The organism is Streptomyces misionensis, from assembly GCF_007896895.1.
Taxonomy (GTDB): domain Bacteria; phylum Actinomycetota; class Actinomycetes; order Streptomycetales; family Streptomycetaceae; genus Streptomyces; species Streptomyces misionensis_A.
Window position 1 is genome coordinate 1 of sequence record NZ_VOGW01000063.1, and the last position, 24573, is coordinate 24573.

28 protein-coding genes and 1 pseudogene are annotated in these 24573 nt (G+C 69.6%); 8 read left to right on the top strand and 21 right to left on the bottom strand.

Annotated features, from left to right (window positions below; translation table 11 throughout):
• The 13 genes from FRZ03_RS11385 to FRZ03_RS11440 form a co-directional block, all read right to left on the bottom strand.
• Positions 1-464, bottom strand: a 464-nt coding sequence (locus FRZ03_RS11385) for a hypothetical protein (protein WP_261398891.1), incomplete at its 3' end; no start/stop codon positions are given.
• A gap of 204 nt (positions 465-668) precedes the next feature.
• Positions 669-2792: an ATP-binding protein gene (locus tag FRZ03_RS11390; RefSeq protein WP_146465027.1), complete on the bottom strand. Its 2124-nt coding sequence runs from the start codon at positions 2790-2792 to the stop codon at positions 669-671.
• A gap of 97 nt (positions 2793-2889) precedes the next feature.
• Positions 2890-3192: a hypothetical protein gene (locus FRZ03_RS11395; protein ID WP_146465028.1), complete on the bottom strand. Its 303-nt coding sequence runs from the start codon at positions 3190-3192 to the stop codon at positions 2890-2892.
• A 2-nt stretch (positions 3193-3194) separates the two neighbouring features.
• Positions 3195-3368, bottom strand: coding sequence for a pRL2-8 (locus FRZ03_RS11400; protein WP_146465029.1), 174 nt, complete (start codon positions 3366-3368; stop codon positions 3195-3197).
• 1 nt (position 3369) lies between these two features.
• Positions 3370-3687 (bottom strand): hypothetical protein, encoded by a 318-nt coding sequence (locus FRZ03_RS11405; RefSeq protein WP_146465030.1) that lies wholly within the window; start codon positions 3685-3687, stop codon positions 3370-3372.
• A 90-nt stretch (positions 3688-3777) separates the two neighbouring features.
• Entirely contained in the window at positions 3778-4602 is an 825-nt protein-coding gene (locus FRZ03_RS11410; protein WP_146465031.1) for a phosphoadenosine phosphosulfate reductase, read from the bottom strand.
• Positions 4599-5459: a protein spdB gene (locus FRZ03_RS11415; RefSeq protein ID WP_146465032.1), complete on the bottom strand. Its 861-nt coding sequence runs from the start codon at positions 5457-5459 to the stop codon at positions 4599-4601. Before FRZ03_RS11415 ends, FRZ03_RS11410 begins: the two co-directional genes overlap by 4 nt.
• Positions 5456-6124, bottom strand: coding sequence for a GGDEF domain-containing protein (locus FRZ03_RS11420; RefSeq protein ID WP_186785362.1), 669 nt, complete (start codon positions 6122-6124; stop codon positions 5456-5458). The genes FRZ03_RS11415 and FRZ03_RS11420 overlap by 4 nt, the downstream gene beginning before the upstream one ends.
• Complete coding sequence (locus tag FRZ03_RS11425) at positions 6121-6570, bottom strand: Pycsar system effector family protein (RefSeq protein WP_146465033.1); 450 nt, start codon at positions 6568-6570, stop codon at positions 6121-6123. The genes FRZ03_RS11420 and FRZ03_RS11425 overlap by 4 nt, the downstream gene beginning before the upstream one ends.
• Positions 6567-6839: a DUF6284 family protein gene (locus FRZ03_RS11430; protein ID WP_146465034.1), complete on the bottom strand. Its 273-nt coding sequence runs from the start codon at positions 6837-6839 to the stop codon at positions 6567-6569. The genes FRZ03_RS11425 and FRZ03_RS11430 overlap by 4 nt, the downstream gene beginning before the upstream one ends.
• Positions 6840-6936: 97 nt before the next feature.
• The gene (locus FRZ03_RS39030) at positions 6937-7095 is read right to left on the bottom strand and encodes a hypothetical protein (protein WP_186785363.1); all 159 of its coding nucleotides are present in this window, start codon (positions 7093-7095) and stop codon (positions 6937-6939) included.
• 118 nt (positions 7096-7213) lie between these two features.
• The gene (locus FRZ03_RS11435) at positions 7214-7594 is read right to left on the bottom strand and encodes a RapZ C-terminal domain-containing protein (RefSeq protein WP_146465035.1); all 381 of its coding nucleotides are present in this window, start codon (positions 7592-7594) and stop codon (positions 7214-7216) included.
• An 81-nt stretch (positions 7595-7675) separates the two neighbouring features.
• Positions 7676-7858 (bottom strand): hypothetical protein, encoded by a 183-nt coding sequence (locus FRZ03_RS11440; protein WP_146465036.1) that lies wholly within the window; start codon positions 7856-7858, stop codon positions 7676-7678.
• Positions 7859-8417: 559 nt separating this feature from the next.
• Between FRZ03_RS11440 and FRZ03_RS11445 the strand changes: the two genes are divergently transcribed.
• Both FRZ03_RS11445 and FRZ03_RS11450 read left to right on the top strand, forming a co-directional pair.
• Complete coding sequence (locus tag FRZ03_RS11445) at positions 8418-9131, top strand: XRE family transcriptional regulator (protein WP_261398892.1); 714 nt, start codon at positions 8418-8420, stop codon at positions 9129-9131.
• A 2-nt stretch (positions 9132-9133) separates the two neighbouring features.
• Positions 9134-9607 (top strand): NUDIX domain-containing protein, encoded by a 474-nt coding sequence (locus FRZ03_RS11450; RefSeq protein WP_146465038.1) that lies wholly within the window; start codon positions 9134-9136, stop codon positions 9605-9607.
• On the opposite strand, the gene FRZ03_RS11455 is transcribed toward FRZ03_RS11450, so the two are convergent.
• The 5 genes and pseudogenes from FRZ03_RS11455 to FRZ03_RS11475 form a co-directional block, all read right to left on the bottom strand.
• Positions 9595-10161: an HD domain-containing protein gene (locus FRZ03_RS11455; RefSeq protein ID WP_146465039.1), complete on the bottom strand. Its 567-nt coding sequence runs from the start codon at positions 10159-10161 to the stop codon at positions 9595-9597. The two genes, FRZ03_RS11450 and FRZ03_RS11455, sit on opposite strands and share 13 nt — an antisense overlap.
• Position 10162: 1 nt before the next feature.
• Complete coding sequence (locus FRZ03_RS11460; RefSeq protein ID WP_146465040.1) at positions 10163-10624, bottom strand: GntR family transcriptional regulator; 462 nt, start codon at positions 10622-10624, stop codon at positions 10163-10165.
• A 93-nt stretch (positions 10625-10717) separates the two neighbouring features.
• Positions 10718-10914 (bottom strand): annotated as a pseudogene (locus FRZ03_RS40235) (tyrosine-type recombinase/integrase); the annotation flags it as partial.
• 103 nt (positions 10915-11017) lie between these two features.
• Positions 11018-12214 carry a helix-turn-helix domain-containing protein gene (locus FRZ03_RS11470; protein WP_261398894.1) on the bottom strand — a complete coding sequence of 399 codons (1197 nt, stop codon included), beginning with the start codon at positions 12212-12214 and terminating at the stop codon, positions 11018-11020.
• A gap of 12 nt (positions 12215-12226) precedes the next feature.
• Positions 12227-13039: a hypothetical protein gene (locus FRZ03_RS11475; RefSeq protein WP_146465041.1), complete on the bottom strand. Its 813-nt coding sequence runs from the start codon at positions 13037-13039 to the stop codon at positions 12227-12229.
• A gap of 894 nt (positions 13040-13933) precedes the next feature.
• On the opposite strand from FRZ03_RS11475, the gene FRZ03_RS41180 reads away from it, so the two are divergent.
• On the top strand, positions 13934-14446 hold the full coding sequence (locus FRZ03_RS41180; RefSeq protein WP_146465042.1) for a helix-turn-helix domain-containing protein: 513 nt from the start codon (positions 13934-13936) through the stop codon (positions 14444-14446).
• A gap of 182 nt (positions 14447-14628) precedes the next feature.
• On the opposite strand, the gene FRZ03_RS11485 is transcribed toward FRZ03_RS41180, so the two are convergent.
• The 3 genes from FRZ03_RS11485 to FRZ03_RS11495 all read right to left on the bottom strand — a co-directional run bounded on the left by FRZ03_RS11485 (position 14629) and on the right by FRZ03_RS11495 (position 18585).
• Complete coding sequence (locus FRZ03_RS11485) at positions 14629-15861, bottom strand: hypothetical protein (protein ID WP_146465043.1); 1233 nt, start codon at positions 15859-15861, stop codon at positions 14629-14631.
• Complete coding sequence (locus tag FRZ03_RS11490) at positions 15858-16769, bottom strand: hypothetical protein (RefSeq protein ID WP_146465044.1); 912 nt, start codon at positions 16767-16769, stop codon at positions 15858-15860. The genes FRZ03_RS11485 and FRZ03_RS11490 overlap by 4 nt, the downstream gene beginning before the upstream one ends.
• 739 nt (positions 16770-17508) lie before the next feature.
• Positions 17509-18585: a zinc-binding dehydrogenase gene (locus FRZ03_RS11495; RefSeq protein ID WP_186785365.1), complete on the bottom strand. Its 1077-nt coding sequence runs from the start codon at positions 18583-18585 to the stop codon at positions 17509-17511.
• 122 nt (positions 18586-18707) lie between these two features.
• Here FRZ03_RS11495 and FRZ03_RS11500 point away from each other — a divergent pair, with 122 nt between their 5' ends.
• The 5 genes from FRZ03_RS11500 to FRZ03_RS11520 all read left to right on the top strand — a co-directional run.
• Positions 18708-19358 carry a TetR/AcrR family transcriptional regulator gene (locus tag FRZ03_RS11500; RefSeq protein WP_146465045.1) on the top strand — a complete coding sequence of 217 codons (651 nt, stop codon included), beginning with the start codon at positions 18708-18710 and terminating at the stop codon, positions 19356-19358.
• Positions 19359-19698: 340 nt separating this feature from the next.
• Positions 19699-20895 (top strand): cellulose-binding domain-containing protein, encoded by a 1197-nt coding sequence (locus FRZ03_RS11505; protein WP_146465046.1) that lies wholly within the window; start codon positions 19699-19701, stop codon positions 20893-20895.
• A 303-nt stretch (positions 20896-21198) separates the two neighbouring features.
• Complete coding sequence (locus tag FRZ03_RS11510) at positions 21199-22200, top strand: Gfo/Idh/MocA family protein (protein ID WP_146465047.1); 1002 nt, start codon at positions 21199-21201, stop codon at positions 22198-22200.
• A gap of 117 nt (positions 22201-22317) precedes the next feature.
• Positions 22318-23211: a glycosyltransferase family 2 protein gene (locus FRZ03_RS11515; protein WP_146465048.1), complete on the top strand. Its 894-nt coding sequence runs from the start codon at positions 22318-22320 to the stop codon at positions 23209-23211.
• Positions 23212-23659: 448 nt separating this feature from the next.
• Positions 23660-24573, top strand: a 914-nt coding sequence (locus FRZ03_RS11520) for an AfsR/SARP family transcriptional regulator (RefSeq protein WP_398660142.1), incomplete at its 3' end; no start/stop codon positions are given.

Sequence of the window (24573 nt, forward strand, 5' to 3'; positions counted from 1 at the left end):
GTGGTCTTGGCCCAGACGCCGCGCGTGGTGGTGGTGACGTTGCGCTGGTCCTGGTGGACGGGGCCCTCGTAGTGGTGGTGGACGGTCGGGGCGGGCTTGGCGCGTTTGGCGAGTCGGGCGAGGGCGAGGACGAGGGCGGTGGGGGCGCCGAAGACGATGGCGCACACTGCGGGGTCGGCGTACTGGGAGACGTACATGACCACGGCGGAGGCGAGGCCGACCATGGAGGCGCTGGCGCCGCCGGCGAGCATGAGCACGCTGGCGTCGGTGGCGCCCTGACTCATCGGCGGCCGGCCGGGCTGAGCGACGGGCGGGGTGGCGCCGATGACGGCCGTGGGGCTGGCGTCGTTCAGACGCGCTTCCCGGATGGCGTTGTCGATGGCGGCCTGAACGATGGCGTCGGCGAGCGGGATGGCTTCCTGCCCGGTCGCAGGAGCGGCGTTGGCGGTGGTCTCCGGGTACATGCGGAATCCCTTCCGGTCATGGTTCAGGGAGGCGGAGGCACCCCCTTGCGGGGGCGTTGTGGAGGGGGTTTCGGGGGTGCTGACCTGCGGGCCTCCCTGACTCCCTGGACGATCATTTCTGCTGGTCAGCGGGAGGGAGGTGGGTCAGGGAGGGGTTCAGGGAGTTCTCCCTGCCTCCCTGGCCCGCCGGGGGTCGCCTCCCTGTCACTGGGAGGCGGAAGCGGAACCGTCGGAGTCGCGGTTGGCGAGGGCGCGGGTGACGCGTTCGTGGGCGACGACCATGCGGCCGTCGGACTTGTACGGCTCGGCTCCGGTGCCCTCCAGCACGCGGCGGAGGTCGCCGGGCGTCCAGGTGCCGTAGGCGTCCTCGCTGAGCGCGGTGAGCCGCTTGAGCACGTCCTGCGTGAACAGACGGCTCGCGGTGCCGAAGACGCTCGCGATGTCGGCGAGCGGGTCGCGGTCCTCGCCCCGCTCGATGACGTGCAGCGTGGTGACGCCCGCGCGCAGCCGCTTCGCCCGGTCGGCGATCTCGGCGGCGGTGTCGTTGTCGATGTAGTGCGTGCGCACGGTGATGGACGACTGGCCCTTGGGGATCTCGATGCCGTCGGAGGCGACGACGAGCGTGCCCTTGTCCAGGCCGGGCCGCAGCAGGTGCGGGGCGGCGCCGCCGTTGACGGCCTTGTCGCCCAGCGCCATGCGGGACTGCGATTCGGTGCCCAGGGCGAGCGCGGCGCGGGTGTGGGCGCCTTCGCGGACCAGCTTGGGAAGGTTCTGGTCAGTGGGGTCCTGCGTGCCCTGCCACAGCAGCACGTTGACCGCCCGCCCCTGGTTGTGGATCTTCCGGCAGGCCATGAAGTAGCGGGAGTTCTGGCTGCTGCCGCCGTAGGGCCGCTTCTCCTCGTCCTTGACCGGGCACATGAACGCCACCTGTGCTTCGTCCACGAGCAGGATCAGCGGCGGGAACTCGGTGCCGGCCGGGGCCTGGATGCGCCGGTTCATCTCCTCCACGCCCGCCTCGACCATCTCGGTTGCCTGGATCACGTGGTCATCGGTCGGGCCCTGGATGAGGACGGTGGCCAGACCGTCGAACATGGCCCAGTCGCCCACGCCCTTGAGGTCGGCGATGCGGAATTCCACGGTGCGGTCCAGGGCCAGCCACAGCGCGAGGGCTCGCAGGGCGGCGGTCTTGCCCTGGTTCGACATGCCGGTGACCAGCAGCATCCGCTGAAACAGGCTGAGCAACGCGGCGTCACCGCGCAGGTCCTGTCCCCACGGGGCCTTGCCCTTGGCGTAGTCGGCGGTCAGCGTCTCGTCCGTGACCAGCGGGGACGGGCCGATCGGCTCGTCCAGCGCCCCGGAGTCGGCAACCCACAGCCGCACCGTGCGGGCCGCCTGCGGGATGGTGATGAACACTTCGTGCTCGTGCCGGGACAGGTTCTCGGCGAGCTTGCGGCGCCGCTGCTGCACCTCGATCGTGGAGACCCCCGAGGGCAGGGTCACGTCGACTTCGACGCCGCATCCGGCGATGGTGATCGGAGACAGCATCGAGGCGCCGGCGTCGCCCATCTCCGTGATGGCCCTGCGCAACGCCGGGACACCGAGGTCGCGCAGGGCCTTGACCACGATGGACGGGGTGATCGGCTCCCCCTCGCCGTTGCGCACGCGGTCGGGCAGGGCCCACTGCGGGGCTGCGTGCTGGTGGGCGCCGACCGACCACAGGGCGAGCAGGGCGAGGAACGGCCCGATCGTGATCGCGGGCCCCCACACGACCCGCACGATGGTGATCATCAGGTTGATGAACTTGATGACTGCCATCAGCGGCGTGACCACCTCGGCGGGGTCCTTCGTCGCGACCGCCATCGCGACCCCGAGCAGGACCAGGCCGCCGACGCCCATACCGGCGCTGATCCCCACGCCCTTGGCGGCGTCCAGGGGGGAGTGGAGCAGGTCCATGCGGCGGCGGTGGCGGGCCTCACGGAAGCGCTGCCCGCGTTCCTCCCACTCGGCGGCGGCCTCGTGGTTGCCCGCGGCTTCCGCCGCACGGAGCATGCGTTCGTAGCGGGCGGCCGTGCGGCCGTCCCAGGTGCGGCGGGCCACGATCCGGGCCCCGCCGGCCACGTAGAGGGAGTGCCGGACCATCGCGCGGGCCGCCGTGCGCGTGTGCTCGTGCGTCACGGCCGTGCGGACCGCGCGCCCGGAGCGCACCCACAACGGAACAGGCGGCGTGGCCGGCGGGTCGGGGACCACGGTCAGCTCGGTCACCGGGCCCGACTCGGGCACGGGGGTGGGGTTGGGTTCTTTGTGCAGGTGAACGACGGTGCCGCTCATGACGGCAGACTCCTGACTGCCCCACACGGGGCGGGAGGGGGTGAGGGGGCATCCGGGCCCCGCCCGGCAGGGGGCGCGGGCGGGGCCGGACGCGCAGTCAGCGGCCGGATTGGGTGTGGTTCTCGGCGCGGCTGAGCTGGGACGGGGCGGTGCGGGGGCCGTCGAGCCAGCAGAAGGGGCGGATGCTGGCGGCGGCTTTGAAGACGCGGATGGATGCGCCGGGCGGGGCGTCAGGCAGCGGGTAGATGCGGCCCCCGTCCAGGGACGCCAGCAGGCGGGCGCCGTGGTGCTCGCAGCCGTCCGCGCCGGCGTTGAAGCGGTCCAGCACGGTCACCACGACCGGGCCCCCGCAGACGGTGGGGTCGTCCAGGTGCGCGGCCGGGCAACGGCGGTCGCTCATGCTCACCACCAGAAGGAGGGCTTCTTCGGCACCAGGTAGGGGCAGCCGTTGCGCATGTGGTCCACGCACTCCGGGCAGTCCTCACGCGGCCCCAGGTGACGGTGGGCGTTACGGGAGTCGTAGGCGTGCTGCCAGCACTGCGGGCACTCGCCGGGAGGCGTCTCGGGGACAGCCACGTCACCACCACCCCGACGACTTCTTCTCGGCCTTCGCGGCGGCGGCCTCGTTCACGATCCGCTGCCGCTCGACCTGAAGGGCGGTGATCTCGGCGATGAGGCGGGTCTCGGCGCTCTGCCAGGTGGTGTCCAACCGGCGGTCGGCGCGGGCGGTGCCGTTGCCGCGGTGCAGGTTGTAGGCGCCGGAGGTGACCGCGCCGAGCACGGCGCGGCGCTCGCGCCCGTTCAGCGGCCACATCTCCTGGTTGCGGACGGCCTCAAGCTTGCGTTCGGTCTCGCGGATCGCCTTGTCCAGGCGGCGGGTGTCGGGCTTGCCCATGTCAGGCACTCCTCAGCGAAGGGAAGGGAATGGGAGGTCGGGGCCCCGGCTGCACCGCGGCGGTCGGCCAGGCGGTGCAGCCGGGGGAGTTCAGGTCATGCACCAGCCGGAGTCACAGCCGGAGTCCCACTCGTCGAACGGCAGCGTGTCCACGCCGTCCGGGATCGCGGCGCGCAGTGGCCGGTTGAACCGGGTCAGCCAGACGTGGTCCTTGCCGAGTTCGTCACGCCGGCGGTTGAGGAGTTCTTCGAGCTGGCACGCCTTCTCGAACAGCTCGGGCTCGTTGCGGCGCATGTCGTGCCAGGTCTCGGGCCGGTGGAACGGGCAGAACCAGCACGACGACTTCGGCGGCACGGGCAGGCCCGCGCTGCGGATGATCCGCGCGCAGTCGATCCGGCGGATACCGCGCTCCAGCAGCGGATACTCGATCCGCTCGTGCGGCTCGCAGCGCCGCTTGTTGGCCCGGTCGATCTCGTCCAGGCTGATGCCGATCCCGACCGTGGCCGGCGTCTCTTTCGTGGCGCCTCGGCGTTTGAGTTCGTCGCCGATGACCTTGATCTTGAACTGGGCGGTGCACGATCGGGTGCCGGGGGCCCCGTTCGACATCCGTACCGGGATCTTCAGCGACCGCGAGCCCTCCCGGGTGAGGTCCTGATACAGCGTGCGGACCTCACCCGAGCGCTTCATCACCCGATCCAGGACCACCAGCTCCAGCCCGTGGGCCTGGGCGTAGGGGATGGCGTACTGGCGCAGATAGCGCAGCGTTCCGGGGTGCTCGGAGTCGTCCCCGACGTTGGCCATCAGGAACGTGCGGAAGTCCAGCTCCCCCTGCGCAGCAAGGACCAGGGCGGCAGTCGACTGGACGCCGCCCCCGAAGCTGAACGCCTTCACGGTGGCCGTAGAGGGTGTGGTCATGCGGCCACCCGCTTCCACGCAGCCCTAAGGCGGACCTCGGAGGCAGAGTGGCCGGCCGCGCGGAACCGAGCGGCCATCTCCCGGTAGGACAAGGGCGGGGTGCGACTGGTGCGGATCTCGTCCACCAGCGCGTCCAGCTCCGTGTCCGAGAGAGCAGGCCCCTCCAGCGCGGGCGCCGCCACGGGTTCCAGCGGGCCCCACACGGGGAGCTCCCAGCGGGGTGTGACACCGGGTGTGACGCGGCCCGTCACGCTGGTCAGCGCCCTGCCGGTCTCCTCGCCCGCACGGGCCCGCTCCAGCGTCGACCACGCCTCGGCGAGGGCCTGGGCGGTCTCGGCCTGGACGCGTGCGACGCGTGCCCCGGCCCCCGTCACGGCCGTCAGCCGGGTCTCCTCCGTGGCCGCCTCCGCCCGCAGCCGGGCACGGGCCACGGCCGCCTCGTCGCGGGCCTCCTGCTGAATGCCCCGGATCGCGTCCAGCGCGGTCGGGGTCAGCGCAGTGCGCTCCCACAGCCCGTGAATCAGCCACAGCGCCTTCGCCGCGACGGGCAGCCAGGCCACCGCCAGCCACGCCGCGGCGAAGCCGTCGACGGTGAGGGCGTGTGCGACGAGGACACCGGTTGCGATCAGGCCGAAGCCCCAGCCGACACCGGTCACGGTGTTGCTGTGGTCGCCCTGCGCGGCGAGGCGGCGCTCGTAGGCGAGGGTGGCCAACCAGCCGCCATCGATCCCGAGACCGACGACCAGCGCCACCGGCCACGGCACCGCCGCCCCCAGCCACATCATCACCACGGCCAGGGTCAGCACCATGGACACCGCCGTCATCGCGACAGCGGGCAGTGCGGTCTTCGCCTTCACGCCGCCTCCCCGTGGTGGGTGCCGGGGCGTCCGGTACGCCGCCCGGCGGTCGTCGTGCAACGTGGCTCGCTGGCACCGGGGTAGTTCCAGCCCCCGCCCGCGCGTTTGGCCGCGTACATGGCCTCATCCGCCAGCCGCAGCAGCACCGGCAGCATCGCCGCACCGGCCGGGCGGCCGTTCTCGGTGAGGTCGCTGGACAGGGCGGCGCCGATGGAGGCGCCGACGGTGAGGTCACGGCCCCCGTGACGGAAGGGAGAAGTGATCGCCCCATGCAGTCCGTTGAGGAGCCACGGCAGCGTGAACGGCTCCTCCAGCGGCACCACGGCGGCGAACTCGTCCCCACCCAGCCGGGCCGCAACAGCCCCGCGCTTCTCGGCGAGCGCATCGTTCAGGCTCGCCGCGGTGGCACGGATCGCCTCATCACCGGCCGCATGCCCGAAGGTGTCGTTGAGGGCCTTGAACCCGTCGAGATCGACCAGCACCACCGCCGCGTGGTGGCGGGCCAGCAGACGGGATGCACGCCGCTCGAACGGGGCCCGGGTCCACAGACCCGACAGCAGGTCCCGGCGCGCGGCCGACAACCGGCGGCGCATCCAAAGCCCGTGGGCACCCCACCCGCCGGCCAGCGGCCCGGCCGCCGACACCATGGTCAGCAGATCGGTCACGCCGCACCCCCAAAGGCGAGCAGGGCGGCGAGGACGAGCAAGGCGCCGCCGGCGAGAGTGAGGTCGACCGCGCGACGCAGGCCGGCGAACTTCCGCACCGCGAGCCGGGACAAGCCCGCGATGTCGGCGGCGAGGTCCTGGGAGAGGGCGTCGGTGATCTGCTCCGGGGTGAGGGTGGCCCACAGCGGGAAGCCGTGCCGGCCGCCGAGGTGGGGGCGGACCGACCACAGCAGCAGCCCGGCCGCCACCAGCAGCAGCCCCATGCCAGCACCACCGACGATGCGGGCGGGCCCGGTGAGGTGGAGACCGGTGCCGACGCTCCACGCCCCGGCGAGGACCGCGCCGACGAAGGCGAGGAGAAGACTGGTCTTGCTGTCGGTCCGCGAGATCTCCGCCTTCACCTCGGCGTGCGCGGCGGTCAGGGTCTGTCCGGTCGTGGCGCTCATGCGGCACCCCCCGGCAGGCTCGCCGTGGCGGCGGTGCGGTTCGCCAGCGCCGCGCGCTCCGCCAGCACCCGGCGACGGGCCCGGCGGATACGGCGGGCGTCCAGCTCGCTCGGCGTGCGGTCCAGGGTGACGATCTGCGCGTCCAGCAGGTCGACGTCCGCCAGGATCAGCGGCATCTCCTCCTCGATCGCGTCCAGCTCCGCGCCGGTCGGCTCGATCCAGTCGGCGAACGCGGTAACAGCGTCCTGAACAGTGACGATGTGACTCATTGGGTCGTGGTCTCCCTTGCAGGTGGAACGGCCCGAACAGCGGCTCCCGGGTGGCACCCCGGGAGCCGCGCGCCGTTCTGTGAGTGGGCGGGTGTGGTCAGCCCTTCTTGGGCTTCGTGCCGAACGTGGCGTACAGCTCGGACGTGACGTCCTTGCACTCGCCGCGCTCCATGCGGTCGTAGATCTTCTGGCCCTTGGCGAAGGCGTCCGCGCTGGTCAGATCCGGCGCCTTCGACTCCTGCTTCTTGCCGAACATCCGAACCCCCTGGGGTGTCGTGTCGTGAGTGGACGGGCCCGGCCGCCCTGTGGGCGGTTCCGGCTCCCCGTGCTCCCGCCCGTTCGGCACGGGCGGTTCGGGCGGGAGCGGTAGCTGTTCAGCGCTGGACGACGTCCTTGTCCAGGTCGCGGTGACGGACGCTCACCTGGTGACCGGCGGCCGTCAGCCGCTCGGCGAGCGCGCCGGCGAACGTCGGGGCCCGGTGCCGGCCGCCCGCGCATCCGTCGGCGACGGTCACGGTTCCGGCGCTCGGGCCGGAGGCGAACGCCTCGACCGCCATGGCGGTGGCCTCCACCAGGTCCGTGATGCCGGGCGTTCCCAGCACCGCGGCCCGTACCGGCTCGTCGTTCGCGGTCATGTACCGCAGCTCGGGCGAGACGTGCGGGTCACGGAAGTGGTGACGCAGGTCGACGGTCAGGTGCGCCGCCGGCGGGTCGTCGTGCAGGTAGCCGAACGAGACGATCTCGACAGTTCTCATGCGAACTCCAGACGAAGTGGCCGGTGATGCGTGCCCCGGCCGGGAGTCGAACCCGGCCTGCGACCATCGGGGCTTTTGGGGTCAGCGGCCCCGGCGTTCCTGCTCGCGGGCGATGTCGTTCTGCGCGGTGATCGCGCTGAGCGAGTTGTGGCCCCCGGCGCGCTCGCGGCTGATCAGGTCGTACTCGCGCTGCAGGTCGGCGCTCGTGCGGCCCTTGTTCAGGTCGTTGGCGGCGGCGGCGGAAGCGCTGCTACGGAAACGCATGAAGTTCTCCTTGGGGGATGTGAGTGGCCCGCTGGGCAGCGGGAGTGCCCCGGCCTGCATTCGAGGCGTAGGCCCGAGATCGGCCGGACCGGGGCTGTAGCGGCTAGGCCGCTGAAGGTTCTTCGCAAGTCGAATCACGTATGCCGTCACCGCCCCGAAGAGCGGATCAGGGCAGGTCACCCGGCCCGACATGGGCGGTCGGGGTGGTGACCCGCACCCATCGACCACCCGTGTTCAGGTGGCTGGGTCGGCACTCTGTTGAGTTCTCAAGCAACAGCCGCTTCCTTCGTACTCACCCCTCGTGGGGCTTTCCTCCGTGCGGTGCAGTACCTGTTTTACAGGTACTGCATAGGGGTTCGTCAAGTACTGCATCCGAACCTCTTGGTTTTGCGCCGGAACTTCTTGGCGCACCATCAGAATCGCTGCAGGTCAGGGGAGTTAGGCACCCCGCGCGTGGACACCTCGGGGAGATCTGGCTACCGTCAAGAAGTCCCTAGACGTCCCACCGGGGGTGCAGATGTCCAACGAGCGTTTGCGATCGGCCCTGTTGGCCCGGAGCATGACCATCCAGGACCTGGCCGAGGCGATCCAGGTCAACCCGAAGACGGTGGAGCGCTGGATCACTCAGGGGAAGGTGCCGTACCGGCGTCACCAGTACGCGACGGCCGCGGTGCTCAAGGTGGACGTCACGACACTGTGGGACGATGCCCGCACGGTCGACAGCGCGAGCGACCTGGCGAAGGCGGAGATCGGCACCGTCTACCCGCACCGGCACACAGTGCCATCCGGGCTCTGGCGTGAGATCTACGGCAGGGCGCAGAAGACCCTTGACGTCCTTGTCTACTCCGGGCTCTTCCTGTCCGAGGACCCACTGTTCCATGAGCTGCTCAAGGCGAAGGTGGCGGCGGGCGTGCGGGTGCGCATCCTGCTCGGGGACCCCGACTGCGCGGCCGTACGGCAACGCGGCATAGATGAGGGTCACCAGATCATGGACGGCAAGATCCGCAACGCTCTGGTTCTCTACCGGCCGCTCATGAGGAGTCACCCGGACATCGGTTTCCGGCTGCATGACTCGACCCTCTACAACTCGCTCTATCGAGCCGATGACGAGATGCTGGTCAACCCTCACGTGTACGGCATCGGCGCCTATATGGCTCCTGTGCTGCACCTGCGTCGACTGGGGGCCGGGGGGCTGTTCGATACGTACGCGAATAGCATCGAACACACCTGGGAGAACGCGCGCCCGATCACCGATGCCGACAGGGGAGCCTGACCATGGGACGCATTGACTACCTCCACGACCCCGAGGCCCCGCCGGCCAACTCGGTGGTGCCGTCCGTCGTCGCGTTCGTCCAGAATGACGCGGGACAGGTGCTCATGATCCAGCGCTCCGACAACGGGCGTTGGGCTCTGCCGGGTGGCGGTCACGACGTAGGGGAGTCCATCAGCGACACCGTGGTGCGTGAGGTCTGGGAAGAAACCGGCATCAAGGCCGAAGTCGTCGACATGTCCGGGATTTACACCGACCCGGGCCACGTCATGCAGTACGACGACGGGGAAGTGCGCCAACAGTTCAGCATCTGCTTCCGGGCCCGGCCGGTCGGTGGGGAGCTGCGTACGAGCGATGAGACGACGCAGGTCCGCTGGGTGGACCCTGCGGACCTGCGCGACTTCGACGTCCACCCGACCATGCGGCTCCGTATCGAGCACGCCATGGACCGGACGCGGGTGAACCCCTACATCGGCTGACGCTTGGCGGCGGCGACCCGTTCGAGCACGCGGGAGGTGCATGCAAGGATCTCGGGCTCGGCCCGACGGATGAACCTACCGATCAGGCTTTCGGGCCCATACCGTCCGGTGATCTCGTTGATTCGGTCGATCGGGTTGGTGGGCGTGCCGTCTGGCGTGGTGTTCATGTCGCAGTAGCAGAGCGCGTCGTTCAGGTGCTCCTGCTCGCGGGGAAACTCGCCTTCCAACTCCTGCCGCATGCCCCGGGCGTCCGCCTCCAGCCAGGAGCAGGAGTGGTGAGCGACCAGGTTGATGACCCGAGCGTCGGCGCCGGCCACATCTCGGAGATAGCGCGCGCCATCCAGCGGGTGGAATCCCGTCTTGGCCAGGTCGGGCGCGTACCCGATGTCGTGTAGTACGGCTGCTGCCTCCAGGAGATCGGCGTCCCGGCCGAGGACCAGCGCGATCGTGCGTGCCCTCTCTGCGACACCCAAGCAGTGCTGCCAACGCCGAGGCAGCGGTTCGGCAAGCAGGGACTCGGCCAGGGGATAGGCCCATTCCGTCAGCTTCGACAAGCTATGAACGCTCCTCTCGCGTCGGCACGGCGCGGACTGTCCGCACCTTGCCTTGTCCGCCCCCCGCGAGCACGCCGGCGGCCTCCAACTTCTCCAGCGCCTTGGTCACCGTGGGGCGTGAAACCCCGAACCGCTCAGCCAGTGAGGAAGCACTCGGGAACGCTTCCCCCGCCTGGAGCCCGTCAGCCACGATGACATCCGCGATCCTCTCGTAGAGGGGACGGCGGTCGACCTGCGAACCGGATCGGATGACGCGCCAGCGTTCGCCAGGAGCTGGCTCTGCCAGACCTTCCTGCCGCAGCACGCCGTAGGCGCGGATAGCGACACCCCGTGAAACTCCATGTTCGCGCATGACCTCAGCCAGGGACGGCAGTTCCGTCATCTCCGGGTCGCGCTGGATCAGTGCCTTTACCGAGTCCGCGACCTTCAGGAAGGTCCCCCGAGGGCTGGCCTGCTGCGACACTCGTTCCCTCTCCGTTCGTCCGTTGGCACCTCAAAAGTTCAAGGCTTCCAGGCTCCCATGGTCCGCTACCGCCGTAGAGAGGCGGGAGCCCTCGTAGTCGACCCTGGGGTCCAGTGGGCGCCCATCGGGCCGCGAGAAGACGAGCTGGTGTTCCTGCCACAGCTCCCCGGCAGCAGCCCACATCCCCTCCTGCCGTTCCTTGTGATCGAGCAGGAGGGGATGAAGACGGGCGGGATCGGGACCGCGTTGCGACTCTTCTTCGTCTTGGGGCAGGTGAAGACCAGTCCGCCCCTGCGGTGCAGGACTACCTCAGCCGGCTCTATGCGTTGGCTCAGGAGAAGCCCGGTTTCATGCCACGGTCAGGCTCCTCACCACAAGAAGCCAGCCCGGGGCTTAGGCCCCGGGCTGTTCCTTTCCTCGGAACAATGGAATGACCCCATCTAGGTCTGCCTGACTTTTTACTTCTTGGGGCTCATAGAAAAGATCCTCACGTACTGGAACCCTCGCAGTTACAGTGCGGAAAATACCCGGCGTCACCCTGGCTTCCCTAGCTAGGGAAATTTCATCCATGCCGACACTGGATAGGATTTCGACTGCCCGCGGATAGAGCGACGGTTGTTCCACCGCTGGCATTTCGCCGGGCTCACGTCGCCGCCAGCCCTTGGAGGACAAGTAGGCAATTGCATTACGATATGTCACGTCACTCATGACGCCTAGCGACCTGGATCGGTAAAGCAAAGCTTGAAGGCTGACGCCGTACGCCTCCTTCAGAGAGGCAAGAATCCTCCAGTCCGCCTTACTTGGCAGAAGATCCCTCAACTCGTCCTCGGGTAGCAGTAGTTCGGCCGCAAATCGGTGCGCTTGATTCTCCACGACCCTGCCCCCCGGTTCGGCATCCACATGCATTACCAGGTGACCTAGCTCGTGAGCGACATCAAAGCGCTGACGGTAGTAATCTTCCTTGGCCGGATTCAAGACTATCGTCGGCCTATATCCATCATCGAATGAATAGGCGTCAACCGTGGCGGTCTGTGCTGGACTGAACACAACAACGACGCCGTGGTTCTCCGCGAGACGGACGAGATGACCGACCGGACCAGGCTTGATTTCCCAGTGGTCGCGCAATAGCCGGGCAGCCTCCTCAGGGAGGGCGCTCACCTCGTCGTCGACGTCCACGCTCAGTCTCGGGATGCTTGGCTCAGGGAACTCGACATGCCGCTCAAGAGCAGCGCCGACATCTCCAGCGATAATTCCGTATGCAAAAGCTTGGTCTCGCGCTAGCTGCGTCGTGGAACGCAAAGACCTGAAGTGCGGAATGGAATTGTTGACAGCAGCCTGATGCGGACCGGGCAGGAAAAAACCCGGGTCCACACCAAGCGTCAGGCACAACTGAGCGACCGTCGCCGGTGCTGGTCGCTTTGTGTTGTTTTCGTACGCAGCGATAGCAGTTGCACTTTTGTCGATCTTCGCCGCAAGTGCGTTTTTCCGCAGACCGACCAACTGCCGTGCCAGCGTTAGGCGTTGTCCATCAAAGAGGCGAGAGGCGTCACCCACCTGCACTTCGGTGCGGCGCGAGGAATCCATGACCATCCACTCGTTTCATTACTTGTCGTTCCCCTCCCGCGCCTCGCGGCGAAGACGGACAGGAGCGTCCTGCACGTCGGGCGTTCCGGGGCGGGGGCCGGGGGGAGCCGGAATCGTTCCCGTGCCGGGAGTTCCGAAGTCGGTAGCAAGTAGATCATGCTTCCAGTACCAAGCTTCCCCTCCCCCACGGTTCAAACGAGAGCGGCCCAGGTAAAGTTCTCGAATACCCGCCTCAAGTTCGACGCTGTGGGCAACGATGAGCGTCGTCACCTCAGAATCATCGCCTTCCTCGACCATCGCCTGAACGATCGCTGCGAGGGACGAGGGAACGGTCTCGTCGTCGAACGGAAGCATGGGGTGGCTGTCGATCCACCCCTCGGGCTTGACCTGGGATGCGACAAGCCGCTTGGTGGGGCTCTTCTGAGGCCAGGGGATCCGGTTGCTCTCGCCGTAGACGAACGAGGCGAGGAGGAAGCGCCAGCGCCCGCACCGCCACCCCGGTGACCGGTTGAGATCCGACCAGGTGACCACGCCGGGAGCAATGATCGGCATCTTTCGGTACTCACCCGGAAAGAGGCCGGCCGCCACGGCGTCCAGGCCCGCGGAAGCGGCCTCGGGAGAATCCACGGCGTGCTTGCCGGTAGAGAAAACCCTGTGCAGACGGTCACAGAAGAGCCTATGGGCAGTCGAACCGACCCACCCCTGATCATGCCCCGTGTCGGGGTCGTAGTCCTCCATCGTGCGCCGGTAAGCCGACGCATTGGCCCAGGCAAGGGCGGAGAGCACACCACTGGACCCAAGGTCCTCAAGCGCATCCTGCTGCTCGCTCATGACACATGACTGTACCCCATCCCAGTAATTCCCGCACGAAACTGAACCACAGGTCGGGGTGAAGGTAGCCCGATAAACCGAACACACGATCTATTAACACAGTGAACCTACCCTGCGATGCGCCCAGGCACCAGCGTCGGTACGGGTTCCAGTGCCCCTCTTCGCGGATCGCTGAGGGTGAGCAGCGTTGTCGCTGGCTGACCTTCGCGGATACAGCAGTCACGTGCCCTACTCGGGGGGGCCAAACGGGGGGCAAACGCAGCAGCCCCGCCAGGATCGTCCCGGACGGTTACGGACGGAGCTGGAGGAGGATGAGCAGGTCAGCGACAGCGAGACAAGGTCACGAAGGCGCCTGATCGCGTTCGGGAGCAAGCAGTCCAGGGGCAAAGTTCGGCTCTCCTGCACCCCAAGGCACCCAGTTCTGGCGCCGAACAGCCGTCTACCGCCATGCTGGACTAATCATGCAGCCGCGCTCACCAGGGGAGGCCAGCGTGGAGTGGTGGACAGCGTGCTTATGGGGGCTTGTTGGATCCGCTGCGGTTGAGGCTCTGGAGTTGCATCGCGCGATACAGCGGGTGAAGGGCTTCCCGTGGAAGATGCCTGACGAGGTTCCGTTGGCCCCGTACCTGGTTGCCGTGCTCATACGGAACGCTCTCGGCGCTGGCCTAGCCGCAGCCTTCGGTAGCTCCGGGCAGATCGCTGGACCTCTGGGAGCCATCGCGGTGGGCGTAGCTGCCCCGAAGATAGTTGAGCAGCTCTTGCGGCAAGGACTATCTCATCCGGTCGTTGAGCCCGTGTCGCTCCAGACCGCACAGACGCTCCCCCCGGCGAGGGAACCCTGCTCACCTGACACGCCCGTGACACAGTCCACTTCCCTCAGGGGAGGAGAGGCCGATGTCGCCTAAGTCCTTCGTTCGTCAAGTGTTCACCGCGCTGACCCGCGAGACGGATGCCTTTCGCCCCGACACCCGCGGGGTGCGATCGCGTGACTCTGCCGCCCAAGTAGTCGCTGCGCTTGCTCGTGTCCCGATCGTGCCCCTTCCCGACTCAGCGCCTCCCTCCAATGACCTAGGCGGACGGCCGTCCCAGGACAACACGGAACCATGCGCTGCGGATACGAGGGGTGACCATCCCTCACGCGAGCAGGGTACTCACCCGCGGGTGCAGATTGGTTTGTCACGTCCGTCCCTGCCGCAACCGCGCAGGCCCCGCGGAGCAAGGGGTCGACTCCTGTCAGCGGGTGAGGTCGCCGACAGGCTTGGCGTATCCAAGAGTGCGGTGTGGCGAATGGTTCGCCAGCGGAAGCTGCCTGGTGCCCATCTGGGGAGTGACCGCACTCTCCGTGTCCCGGAAGCCGTTGTCGACAAGATGGCCACGGAGATGCGAGAGCACTCGGATCCGGCCTGACACGGTGGAACCGTCCTGTCAGGGCAGGGAAACCCCCAGCGAGGTCGCTCGATCCGGTGGCAATCCGCAACGGTCAGTGTGGGGGAGGAAAGGCAGGGACCTCGGGCTGAGCACGCGTCGAGGCGTCGGCCGGTTATTTTCGACCGACGCCTCGGTCAGCGAGCGCTGGTTTCTACTACCGACTAGTACGAGTCTTCCTCGTCGTTGTCCGGGTCGTCGCTGGCGATGAATCCGGCCTGGGCGTCGGGCTCGTTCTTCACGAGCGTGAGGTACACCTCGTGCGAGGCGTCCACCCCCTTCTTCCACTCGTCGTGGCTGCCGAAGGGGTGAGGCGGCGGCGAGGTTGTGGAAGCCTGGAGTTCGGCGGCGGCCTCCCGCGCGATCTCCAGCGCGAAGGTGAGGCGTTCACGGTTCGCGCGGTCGCGCTCCTCCGGGCTGGCGGGACGGTTCTGCGCCTTACGGTTCTCCTGCTGCTTGAGGAAGCCGGCCAGCACCTTGCTCGGGTTGGCGATTTCGAAGAGCCGGCTTTCGGTCAGCCGCAGCGGCTTAACAGTCTCGACGGTCTGCCCCGCGATGACGATCGTCCCGTCCTCCTTGATGTCCGGGATGTTGTACTCGTGGTTCGGAAGCTCGGGGTTCCACCGGCTCCAAGCGGTAGCGAGCACTCGCAGTCCGTAGGCGTGGCTGACCAAGTCGGTGAGGATCACCGGCGGGGTGGCGCGGTAGGGCGTCGTGCCCTCGTAGAACTTGGACTCACGGTCTCGGGTGAGGTATCCGTCCATGATCAGGGCGTAGCCTCCGCCGATCATCAGCGTGGTCCGGGCCGCAGCGTTGCCGGCCAGTGCCATCTCCAAGAGCTCGGTGGGAGTCTTGTAGATCGGCGTCCAGGAGGTCCCGGCCACGGCGTCGGTGAGGTATCCGCCGTCCCCGAAGGCGTTGCGGGCAGTCTGCAGGGAAGAGGGCTTGTGGCTGCCTTTCTCCTTGCGGCTCTTGGCCTGGCGCACGTCGCGGTCGACGACGACGCCGAGCATGAAGGAGAACTGCTTGTTGGTGACGGCGCGGCGGGCCATGATGTTGCGGATCTCGGCCTTGGTTGCGCGGAAGGCGGCACCCGCGGTGAGGGCATGGGTGGTGTACACCGCGCGCCAGATGGGGGAGGCGTCGGGGCAGCCGATTTGAGTGGGAAGGTCGGCGAGCGGGGTAACTCCGGTGACGATGTCGGCCTGGGCCCGGGTCAGTACGCCACGAGTGACGAGGGCGTCGATGACCTGGTTGGCGATGTTGTGCCACATCGCGTCCTGGGTCCAGGGGTTCTTTTCCAGGTGCTCGCCGGCGACGAGGTTCTCCACCATCGTCACGAACGAGAAGGTGGGCGTCGGGGCGCTCGCGCCCCCGACCAACGTCTGCGTGGTCACTGGGCGACCTCCAGGGTGTTGCCGTTGTGGGCGCCGACGACCAGGCGCACGGGCACGGTTGCCGCCTGGCCGACTCGAACGACCTGGTCGGTCAGCCCGCGCTGGTGGGCTGCGTTGTACGTGATGACCTCGTCGCGGACCGCCCGACGGAGGCTGTTCGGGTCGCGGAGGAGGTCCTCCACCACGGCGTCGGCAGTGCCCTCATTGGTCCGGTTGGTGCGGGTCTTCGCAACGGACGAAAGCCGGGAGATGCCGTCCACGACGATGGGCAGCACGCGGGAGGGCGAGCCGTCGGTGAAGGTGACCCGGACGAGGATGACCAAGAGCGGCTCGGAGACGCCCCTCTGCATGATCGAGTCCGAGTAGTCGGACTTCGGCGTGTTCAGGGTGCTGCGCACCGTCTCGCGGACCAGCTCGGCGAGTTCCTTCGGGGAAGAGAACTCGCAGCGAGCCTGGGCGAGAGGATGGCCGTGCTCGTCCTGGTCGTCCAACAGCCGGGGAGCGGGCACGGAAAGGGACATGGCCGCAATACGGGGCTGGTAGAGGGGGAATAGCATCCGGGCCCAGGCTCGGCACTCGATGACGTCCAAGGTGCCGCCAGGGACGGCTACCTCGCTGAGCAGTGAGACGCCGTTGGGCTGCGCGGTGACCAGCAGGGCGGCCCGCTCGGGCTCGACCTGCAGTGCCGCGGCGGCCTTTCGGGCGTCCTCATCGAGGTTGGTGCGGGAGTTCTTCTCCAGCCGCGTCGCAACCTTGCGCAGCGCGGCGGTGGCCGGCACCTCCGGCAGCGGCTGGGGGCGGCGGGTGATGCTCAGAGCCTCCAGGTCGTGCTCCGACTGGGCAGGGAGCTCGATGCGGGGCTGCGGGTGCTGCGGCTCGTCAAAGAGCGGGTTGTCGTGCTCGGTCACAGGGATTTGCCCATCGTGACACCACCGTGCTGCAGCCGAGTTGCTGCGACGGCTTAAGGGCGCGACGCCGGAATAGAGAGACAGTGTCGTCCGCCCACGAAGGGAACCGTCCGAAACGGCGTGCTCCGTGGCGCCTGCCACGTCCGTCGACAACAGAACCTTCACCGTTGGTCGACCCGGGCCCCTTGCCCGTGTCTTCCGTTCAGATCGCAGTGCCCCTAGGGCCACCCGGATTTGGAGGTCCAAGTGTCGTGAAGCCGCGCCGACGCGGATCGACGCAGGCAAAGGTTTACTCCGAGAGAGTGGCGCGCGTCAACCGCCTACTGCGCGTGAGTGACGGCCCATCAGGTGGAGTCACTGGCCGTCGGGTTGAGCCTCACCGGCTCGTCCTGATGCCGGAGTCGCACGACTGAGTCTGCTGCTTGCCCGCCAACTCCCGACCTCTCCAGCAGGCGTGGACGTGCCCTTACGCGGCGATGCGGCTCCCAGGACTCCCTGGGCGTTCTTAGGGGCCCGGGAGTCCTTGCAAGACGGTCTCAGTTGAGGTCTCGATTGCGGCCGAGTCCGAGGCGGTCCGCTCTCATCCACCACAGCTCAATGGGCTTCTTGATCAGGGGCGCGGTCCTGATGCCGGACGGTCGTGGACCCCTAGAGACCAAGATCAGACAACTCGTAATGCGTAGGTCTCGGGTTCGAATCCCGAAAGCGGCTCCACCGGAAAGGCCAGCTAGGAAGCGTCCTAGCTGGCCTTTCGTCGTTCAGCGGAGGCGGCGCCTGCGCCGCGCGGTGCCAGCACGATCCTGCCGAAGACTTCACCCGCGTCCATCTTCCGGTGGGCCAGTACGGCGTGGTCCAGCGGAAGCAGTTCGTGCACCACCGCCGCGATCTCGCCACGGGCGGCCGCGGCGAACTGCTCGGCGCGTACGGCACGCAGCGCGGCCGGGGCGACGGTGGCCGCGCTGAAGGCGGCGAAGGACAGCGACTTCCGGAACTCCGTCATGATCCTCGTGCCGAAGTCCGCGGGCGGCTGACCCGCGACGGCGCCCACGGCCACCATGCGACCGTTCGGATTGAGCCGGTCGAAGAAGGACGGCATGTCCGCGCCGGCCACCACATCGATGATGACGTCATAGCCCGCGGGAGTTCCGTCCCTCTCGGGAGCCCCGCCGCTCTCGGGAGCCCTGCCCCTTTCGTGAGCCCCGTCCCTACCGGAAGCCCCGTCCCCTCGGCCGCCGGAGCGGTTCAGCACATGGGTCGCGCCGAGACGGCGCAGCCGCTCGCCGCGCTCGGGCGACGATGTCGTGACCGCCACCGCGGCGGCGCCACCGCGAGCCGCGAGCTGCACCGCCATGATCCCGATGCCGCCCGCCGCGCCCCGCACCAAGACCGTCTCCCCGGGAGCGAAACGGGCGTGGCGAAGCCCGAAGTGGGCCACCGCGCCGGCACTGCCCAGGGTCACCGCGGCCGCGGAGGACAGGCCGTCGGGCAGGAGGAGGACCTGCTCGACCGGCACGACGGCCTGTTCGGCGTAGCCTCCGCCGGTGCCGGTGAAGGCCCACACCCGCCGGCCGAGCCACGACGGGTCGACGCCGTCACCGACCGCGGTCACCGTGCCCGCCACCTCGCCGCCCGGGATGTGGCCCTCCTTGAAGCCGTAGGCGGCCAGGGCCCCGCTGCGGATCAGGGTGTCGACGCCGCCGACGCCCACCGCCTCGGTGGTCACCAGGACCTGCCCGGCGGCGGGCGCGGGTACGGGCAGATCGACGACGGCCAGACCGTCGGGACTTCCGAACGTCTGGATCGAGATGGCCTTCACGGTGGTCTCCGGGTTCTCGTGCTGCTCGGGCGTGTGGGCTGCTACGTCCTGCTCGGGCGTGCGGGCTGCTACGTCCCGGACGGTAAACGGACGCCCCCGTCCGGTTGGCTAAAGTGAGAGTGGTGACCGACCGTTTGCCTCATGCCCTGCGCTCCGACGCGCTGGACAACCGCGAGCGCATCCTCGACGCGGCCCGGGCGCTGTTCTCCGCCGACGGCCTCGACGTGCCGCTGCGGGAGGTCGCGCGGCGTGCCGGGGTGGGGCCCGCCACCTTGTACCGTCACTTCCCGACCAAGCGGACACTGCTCGCCGAGGCCTTCGCGGACCAGCTGCACGCATGCCGCGCCATCGTCGACGAGGGGTGCGCCGATCCCGATCCGTGGCGTGGCCTGTGTCTGGTGATCGAGAGAATCTGTGAGCTGCACGCACGCGACCGGGGCTTCACCGAGGCCTTCCTGTCGGCCTACCCGGGTGCGGAGGATCTCGCCGCGGGCCGTGCGTACACGGTGAGGGCAGTCGCCGGACTGGCCCGGCGGGCCAAGGAAGCGGGGCGCCTGCGGTCCGACTTCGTCCTGGACGACCTGATCCTCGTCCTCATGGCGAACAAGGGAATCCGCGCCGCATCGGCCGCCTCCCAGGTCAAGGCGTCCCGACGTTTCGCGGGCCTGGTGATCCAGGCATTCGAAGCCTGCCCTCGGCACGCCCCACTCCCACCGGCCGCACGACTGGCATCCGCGGGCCGAGGGCCGGTCGACGACGGCTCCACCCCCTGACCCGCGAGACGACGGGCACGGTGGCCCCGCGCTGCCCGCGACATCGTGACCGCTCTCCGGTTCCCCGCCCCGGTTCCCCGACAGCGGTACGACATGACGGCTCCCGGAGTTCGCGGTCGGCTTCCGTGCCCGCGGTCGGTTCCCGGGTCCGCGGTCGGTTGTCCGGGGCCCGCGGTCGGTTCCCGGAACCCGCGGTCCGGGCTTCACAGCTCTCGATCCGGCGCGCGGACCGCGTGGAAGCGGTGTCCGATGCATTGACAGTGCGTGATCAAAGTAGGTGTCATTGTGGGAGCGCTCCCACGTTTCCGTCGGCACCTCCCACTCCGTCTCGGAGGCAACCATGCGCACTCTCGTCACGCGATTACGGCATCGACCCTGGGCCCTGGCCGCACTGGCGGCCTTCTCGGCCGTCGGGCTGCTGCTCTCCGCTTTCATCGCGGCGCCGCCCAGCAGCGCCGCGGACTCCGGCTGCCGGGTCGACTACACCGTCAACCAGTGGTCCGGCGGCTACACCGCCGCGATCAAGGTCACCAACCTCGGCCCGGCGATCACCGGTTGGCGCCTGACCTGGACGTACGGCGGTGACCAGAAGGTGACGTCGGCCTGGAACGCCACCGTCTCCCAGAGCGGCAGGGCCGTCACCGCCACGGACGCCGGGTGGAACGGCGCCCTGGTGACGGGCGGTTCCGCCGACTTCGGCGTCCAGGGCACCTACCAGTCCGCCGATCCCACGCCGACCGACTTCGCGGTCAACGGCGTAACCTGCGGCGGCACCACGACGCCGACCGACCCGGGGACCCCGCCCACGACGCCTCCGACCACGCCGCCCCCCACGGATCCGCCGACCGGCGGTGACTGCGGCGGTGCCGTGCTCTGCTCCGGGTTCGAGGACCAGAGCGGCTCCACGCCCTCCGGCGCCTGGCAGTTCGCCGCGCCCGACTGCCAGGGCAGCGGCACGGTCACGGTCGACACCTCGGTCGCGCACAGCGGCGGCAAGTCCATACGGGTGGACGGCAAGGCCGGTTACTGCAACCACGCCTTCGTCGCCACCACGGCGGACCTGTCGTCGGTGGGCCCCCTGTACCTCCGCATGTGGGTGCGGCACACCACCGCGCTCCCGGCCGGGCACGTCGCCTTCGTCTCCATGCCCGACAGCTCCCAGGGCGGCAAGGCGCTGCGCATCGGCGGCCAGAACGGCGCCCTCCAGTGGAACCGGGAGATCGACGACGCCACCCTGCCCGCGCAGAGCCCGGCCGGCGTGGCGCAGAGCAAGCCGCTGCCGACCGGGAGCTGGCAGTGCCTGCGCTTCATGATCAACACGTCGAACGGCAACCTCGACACCTGGCTGGGCGACCAGCAGGTGCCCGGCCTGCACGCGGACGGTGTCCCCACCGCGGACATCGACCAGCAGTGGCTGTCCCGCACCACCGCTCCGCGCCCCACCGGCCTGCGCCTCGGCTGGGAGAGCTACGGCGGCGGTGACGACACCCTCTGGTTCGACGACGTGGCCGTCGGCTCCTCGCCGATCGCCTGCTGAGCAGGGCGGCAGGGCGGCACCGGCCCGGCACCTGTGCCACCCTGCCGTGTCTCCTTGCCGTGTGTCCCTGCCATGTGTCCCTGCCATGTGTCCCTTCCGCGCGCCTCTGGGGTCACGGCGGGCGGCCCGGCCCTCGGACAACGGCCCGCCTCGGGCAACTGCGCGCTTCGGACAACGGCCCGCCTCGGACAACGGCCCGCCTGGGACCGCGGCCCGAGGCGGGCCCGCCCACGTCGCCCGGGCCGTATCCGGCGGTCTCCTTCCGCCCCTTGGACGGAAGCGTTGCGTTCGTAGAATGCGGCCATGACGGAACCCCCTCTCAAGTGGGGCATCCTCGGCACCGGGTGGATCGCCCAGCGGTTCACCGAGGATCTCCTCCTTCTCCCCGGCCACACCGTTTCCGCCGTCGGCTCCCGTGTCCGGGAAACCGCCGAAACGTTCGCTCGGCAGTACGGCGCCGAGCGGGCGTGGGGCTCGTACGAGCAACTCGTCGCCGACGACGGCATCGACGTGGTCTACGTGGCGACGCCGCACACCTTCCACTTCGCCCACGCCTCCCTCGCCCTCGAAGCGGGCCGGGCGGTGCTGGTGGAGAAGCCCTTCACCGCGAACGCCGCCGATGCGCGGCGGCTGGTCGAACTCGCCCGCGAGCGGGGTCTGTTCGCCATGGAGGCGATGTGGACCCGGTTCAATCCGCTGATCGCCAGGCTGAGGGGGCTGGTGGCCGACGGGGCGATCGGTGACGTCACCGCCGTCTACGCCGACTTCGGGACCAGCGCGCCGTACGACCCGGCGCACCGCCTGTGGTCCCCCGAACTCGGCGGCGGGGCCCTGCTCGACCTCGGCGTGTATCCGCTGTACTTCGCCTCGATGCTGCTCGGCGCGCCGGAGACGATCCAGGCGACCGCCGCCACCGCCCCGACCGGTGTCGACGCCAACACCGGGATCGTTCTGGGGTACGCCTCCGGCGCCGTCGCGGTGCTGCACTGCTCCCTCACGGCCGACTCGCCGTGCACCGCGGTGGTGAACGGGACCAAGGGCCGCATCGAGGTGGCCTCGCCGTTCTACTCGCCGCACACCCTGGTGCTGCGCCGCGAGGGCGCGGAGCCGGAGACCTTCCGCCTCGACGTGCTCGGCAACGGCTACGGCTACCAGGCGGAGGAGGTCGCCCGCCGCCTGCGGGCGGGGGAGACGGAGTCGCCGGTGATGCCGCTCGACGAGACCCTCGCCCTCCATGGCGACCTCCACACGATCCTCGCCCGGATCGAGCGGCAGGCGGTGATACCGAGCCCCACCCCGGTGTGACACGGGCGGGGGACGGGGGCCGAGGCGGGCGAACCCGAGGACCTCAGGCAACATCTTGGTGAACGAGAGCGGCGCGCGGTCGGAGCGCGCCGCCACCGGCCGGATGGGGTGAGGAACGTGGCGGAGCCGAGGATCGCCGTCGCCGTGGTGACCATGGGCAACCGGCCCGCCGAGGTCGACGCCCTGCTGGAGTCCGTGGCGAAGCAGGATCTCGCGCCCGCGCGGATCGTGATCGTGGGCAACGGCTGCCGGCTGCCCGAGTTCGCCCGGCGGCTCTCCCTGCCCGGCGAGGTCACCGCCATCGACGTGGCGGAGAACCTCGGCTGCCCGGGCGGCCGCAACGTGGCCCTCGCCCGGCTGCGGGAGTTCGGGGACGTCGACGTCGTCGTGGAACTGGACGACGACGGGCTGCTCGTCGACGCCGACGTGCTGCGCCGGGTGCGCGACCTGTACGCCGCCGACCCGCGTCTCGGCATCGTCGGCTTCCGCATCGCCGACGAACACGGCGAGACCCAGCAGCGGCACGTGCCGAGGATCGGCAACTCCGACCCGATGCGCGGCGGTTACGTCACCGGGTTCCTGGGCGGCGGACACGCGCTGAGCATGGCCATGCTGGCGCAGACTGGGGACTGGCCGGCCGAGTTCTTCTTCGCGCACGAGGAGACCGACCTCGCCTGGCGGGCCGTCGACGCGGGCTGGAGGATCCGGTACTCCCCCGAACTGCTGCTCCAGCATCCCAAGACCTCCCCGGCCCGGCACGCCATCTACTACCGGGTCAACGCCCGCAACCGCGTCTGGCTCGTGCGGCGCAGGCTGCCGCTGCCGCTCATCCCGGTGCACCTCGCCGTCTGGACCCTGCTCACCCTCGCCCGCACCCGCTCCGCGGCCGGGCTCAAGGCCTGGCTCGGCGGATTCGTGGAGGGCCTGCGGAAGCCGGCGGGCGAGCGCCGCCCGATGCGCTGGCGGACGGTGTGGCGGCTCACGCGGCTGGGCCGGCCGCCGGTGATCTGAGGGGTCCGCCGGCCCGGGAGAACGGGACGGACCCCGGTCGTTCACCTCCGCCGACCGGGGTCATGCTCGCCCCCGGACCCGGCCTGCGGCGACACTCCCCCGAGTTACGCGACTGACGCGCGCGCCGTCGGACCGGTTCCGATGGAATGATCACATCAAGTCTCGCCAACAGATCGCTAACATGTGGCCAACGGTTCACCGGAACCGTGCGTACCGGTTGTCCGGAAGTCGCCGGACGGGACCGGCGACAGGCGCGTGAGCAGGGCGTCGACGAGCCGTGCGGTGGCCGTTGACCAGGCCATATGTGAAAGAGCGCTGCCGGAAGGCCGTCAGCGGAAGGTGGCGGGAAGTCGTTGCGTACGGGGCGGAATGTCGCCAGGGTACGGCGGGCGCGCGTCCGCCGTGGAGCATGGTCGGCCCCGACCGCGCGGGAAGGCAGTGAGGCGGCGTGAAGCGGCTGCGCGAGCTGCGGTTCGGTCTGCTGGGCCCGCCGGTCCTTTACGACCGCCCGCCGTACGACCCTCCCCGCGACACGGAGCCGTACGACGCCACCGAGGGCGCCGCCCGGCCCATCGGCAGCCCCAAGATGCGCGCGCTGCTCGCGGCGCTGCTGCTGGAGCCCGGCCGGGTCGTGTCGGTCGAGTCGCTGCAGGACGCCCTGTGGGGCGGAGCGCCGCCCGCCTCCGCGCGGGCCTCCCTGCACAACCACGTCACCCGGCTGCGCCGGCTCCTGGACGACCCCGAGCGGCTCAGGTCCGTGCCGCCCGGCTATCTGCTCCGTGTCGAGCAGGGCGAACTGGACGTGTCCGTGTTCGACGCGCTCGTCGCCGAGGCGCGCGCCGCGTACGCCCGGCGCGACTGGCCGGGCGTCGCACGCGCCTGCACGGCCGCGCTCGTGCTGTGGCGCGGCACCCCGCTCAGCGGGCTGCCCGCCGAGCTCGCCGGCAACGCCCTCGTGCCGCGTCTGGAGGAGGCACGGCTGCTCCTGCTGGAGTGGCGGTACGAGGCCCAACTCGCTCTCGGCGCGGGACGGTACGCGGCGCTCGTGCCCGAGCTGGCGGCCCTCGCCGCCGAGTACCCGCTGCGCGAGGCGTACCACCGCCAGCTGATGCTCGCCCTGCACCGCACCGGCCGCCGGGCCGAGGCCCTCGCCGTCCACCGCGATCTGCGCGCGCGCCTGATCGAGGAACTCGGCGTCGAACCCGGTCCGGCGATCCGGGAGGTGCACGTCGAGGTGCTGCGGGGGAGCGGGGCGCCGGCCGGGGCGGAGGTGCGGCCCGGGGAGCGGACGGAGCCCCGGTGGCCCGCGGAGGAGACCGGCCCAAGGGAGGAGCGGGCGGCGGACCGGACGGTCACCGCGGC

Coding starts and splice junctions, on each gene's coding strand:
- FRZ03_RS11390 (WP_146465027.1), bottom strand. CDS start 2,792: ATGAGCGGCACCGTCGTTCACCTGCACAAAGAACCCAACCCCACCCCC.
- FRZ03_RS11395 (WP_146465028.1), bottom strand. CDS start 3,192: ATGAGCGACCGCCGTTGCCCGGCCGCGCACCTGGACGACCCCACCGTC.
- FRZ03_RS11405 (WP_146465030.1), bottom strand. CDS start 3,687: ATGGGCAAGCCCGACACCCGCCGCCTGGACAAGGCGATCCGCGAGACC.
- FRZ03_RS11410 (WP_146465031.1), bottom strand. CDS start 4,602: ATGACCACACCCTCTACGGCCACCGTGAAGGCGTTCAGCTTCGGGGGC.
- FRZ03_RS11425 (WP_146465033.1), bottom strand. CDS start 6,570: ATGAGCGCCACGACCGGACAGACCCTGACCGCCGCGCACGCCGAGGTG.
- FRZ03_RS11430 (WP_146465034.1), bottom strand. CDS start 6,839: ATGAGTCACATCGTCACTGTTCAGGACGCTGTTACCGCGTTCGCCGAC.
- FRZ03_RS39030 (WP_186785363.1), bottom strand. CDS start 7,095: ATGTTCGGCAAGAAGCAGGAGTCGAAGGCGCCGGATCTGACCAGCGCG.
- FRZ03_RS11435 (WP_146465035.1), bottom strand. CDS start 7,594: ATGAGAACTGTCGAGATCGTCTCGTTCGGCTACCTGCACGACGACCCG.
- FRZ03_RS11440 (WP_146465036.1), bottom strand. CDS start 7,858: ATGCGTTTCCGTAGCAGCGCTTCCGCCGCCGCCGCCAACGACCTGAAC.
- FRZ03_RS11445 (WP_261398892.1), top strand. CDS start 8,418: ATGACCATCCAGGACCTGGCCGAGGCGATCCAGGTCAACCCGAAGACG.
- FRZ03_RS11450 (WP_146465038.1), top strand. CDS start 9,134: ATGGGACGCATTGACTACCTCCACGACCCCGAGGCCCCGCCGGCCAAC.
- FRZ03_RS11470 (WP_261398894.1), bottom strand. CDS start 12,214: ATGGTCATGGATTCCTCGCGCCGCACCGAAGTGCAGGTGGGTGACGCC.
- FRZ03_RS11475 (WP_146465041.1), bottom strand. CDS start 13,039: ATGAGCGAGCAGCAGGATGCGCTTGAGGACCTTGGGTCCAGTGGTGTG.
- FRZ03_RS41180 (WP_146465042.1), top strand. CDS start 13,934: ATGTCGCCTAAGTCCTTCGTTCGTCAAGTGTTCACCGCGCTGACCCGC.
- FRZ03_RS11505 (WP_146465046.1), top strand. CDS start 19,699: ATGCGCACTCTCGTCACGCGATTACGGCATCGACCCTGGGCCCTGGCC.
- FRZ03_RS11510 (WP_146465047.1), top strand. CDS start 21,199: ATGACGGAACCCCCTCTCAAGTGGGGCATCCTCGGCACCGGGTGGATC.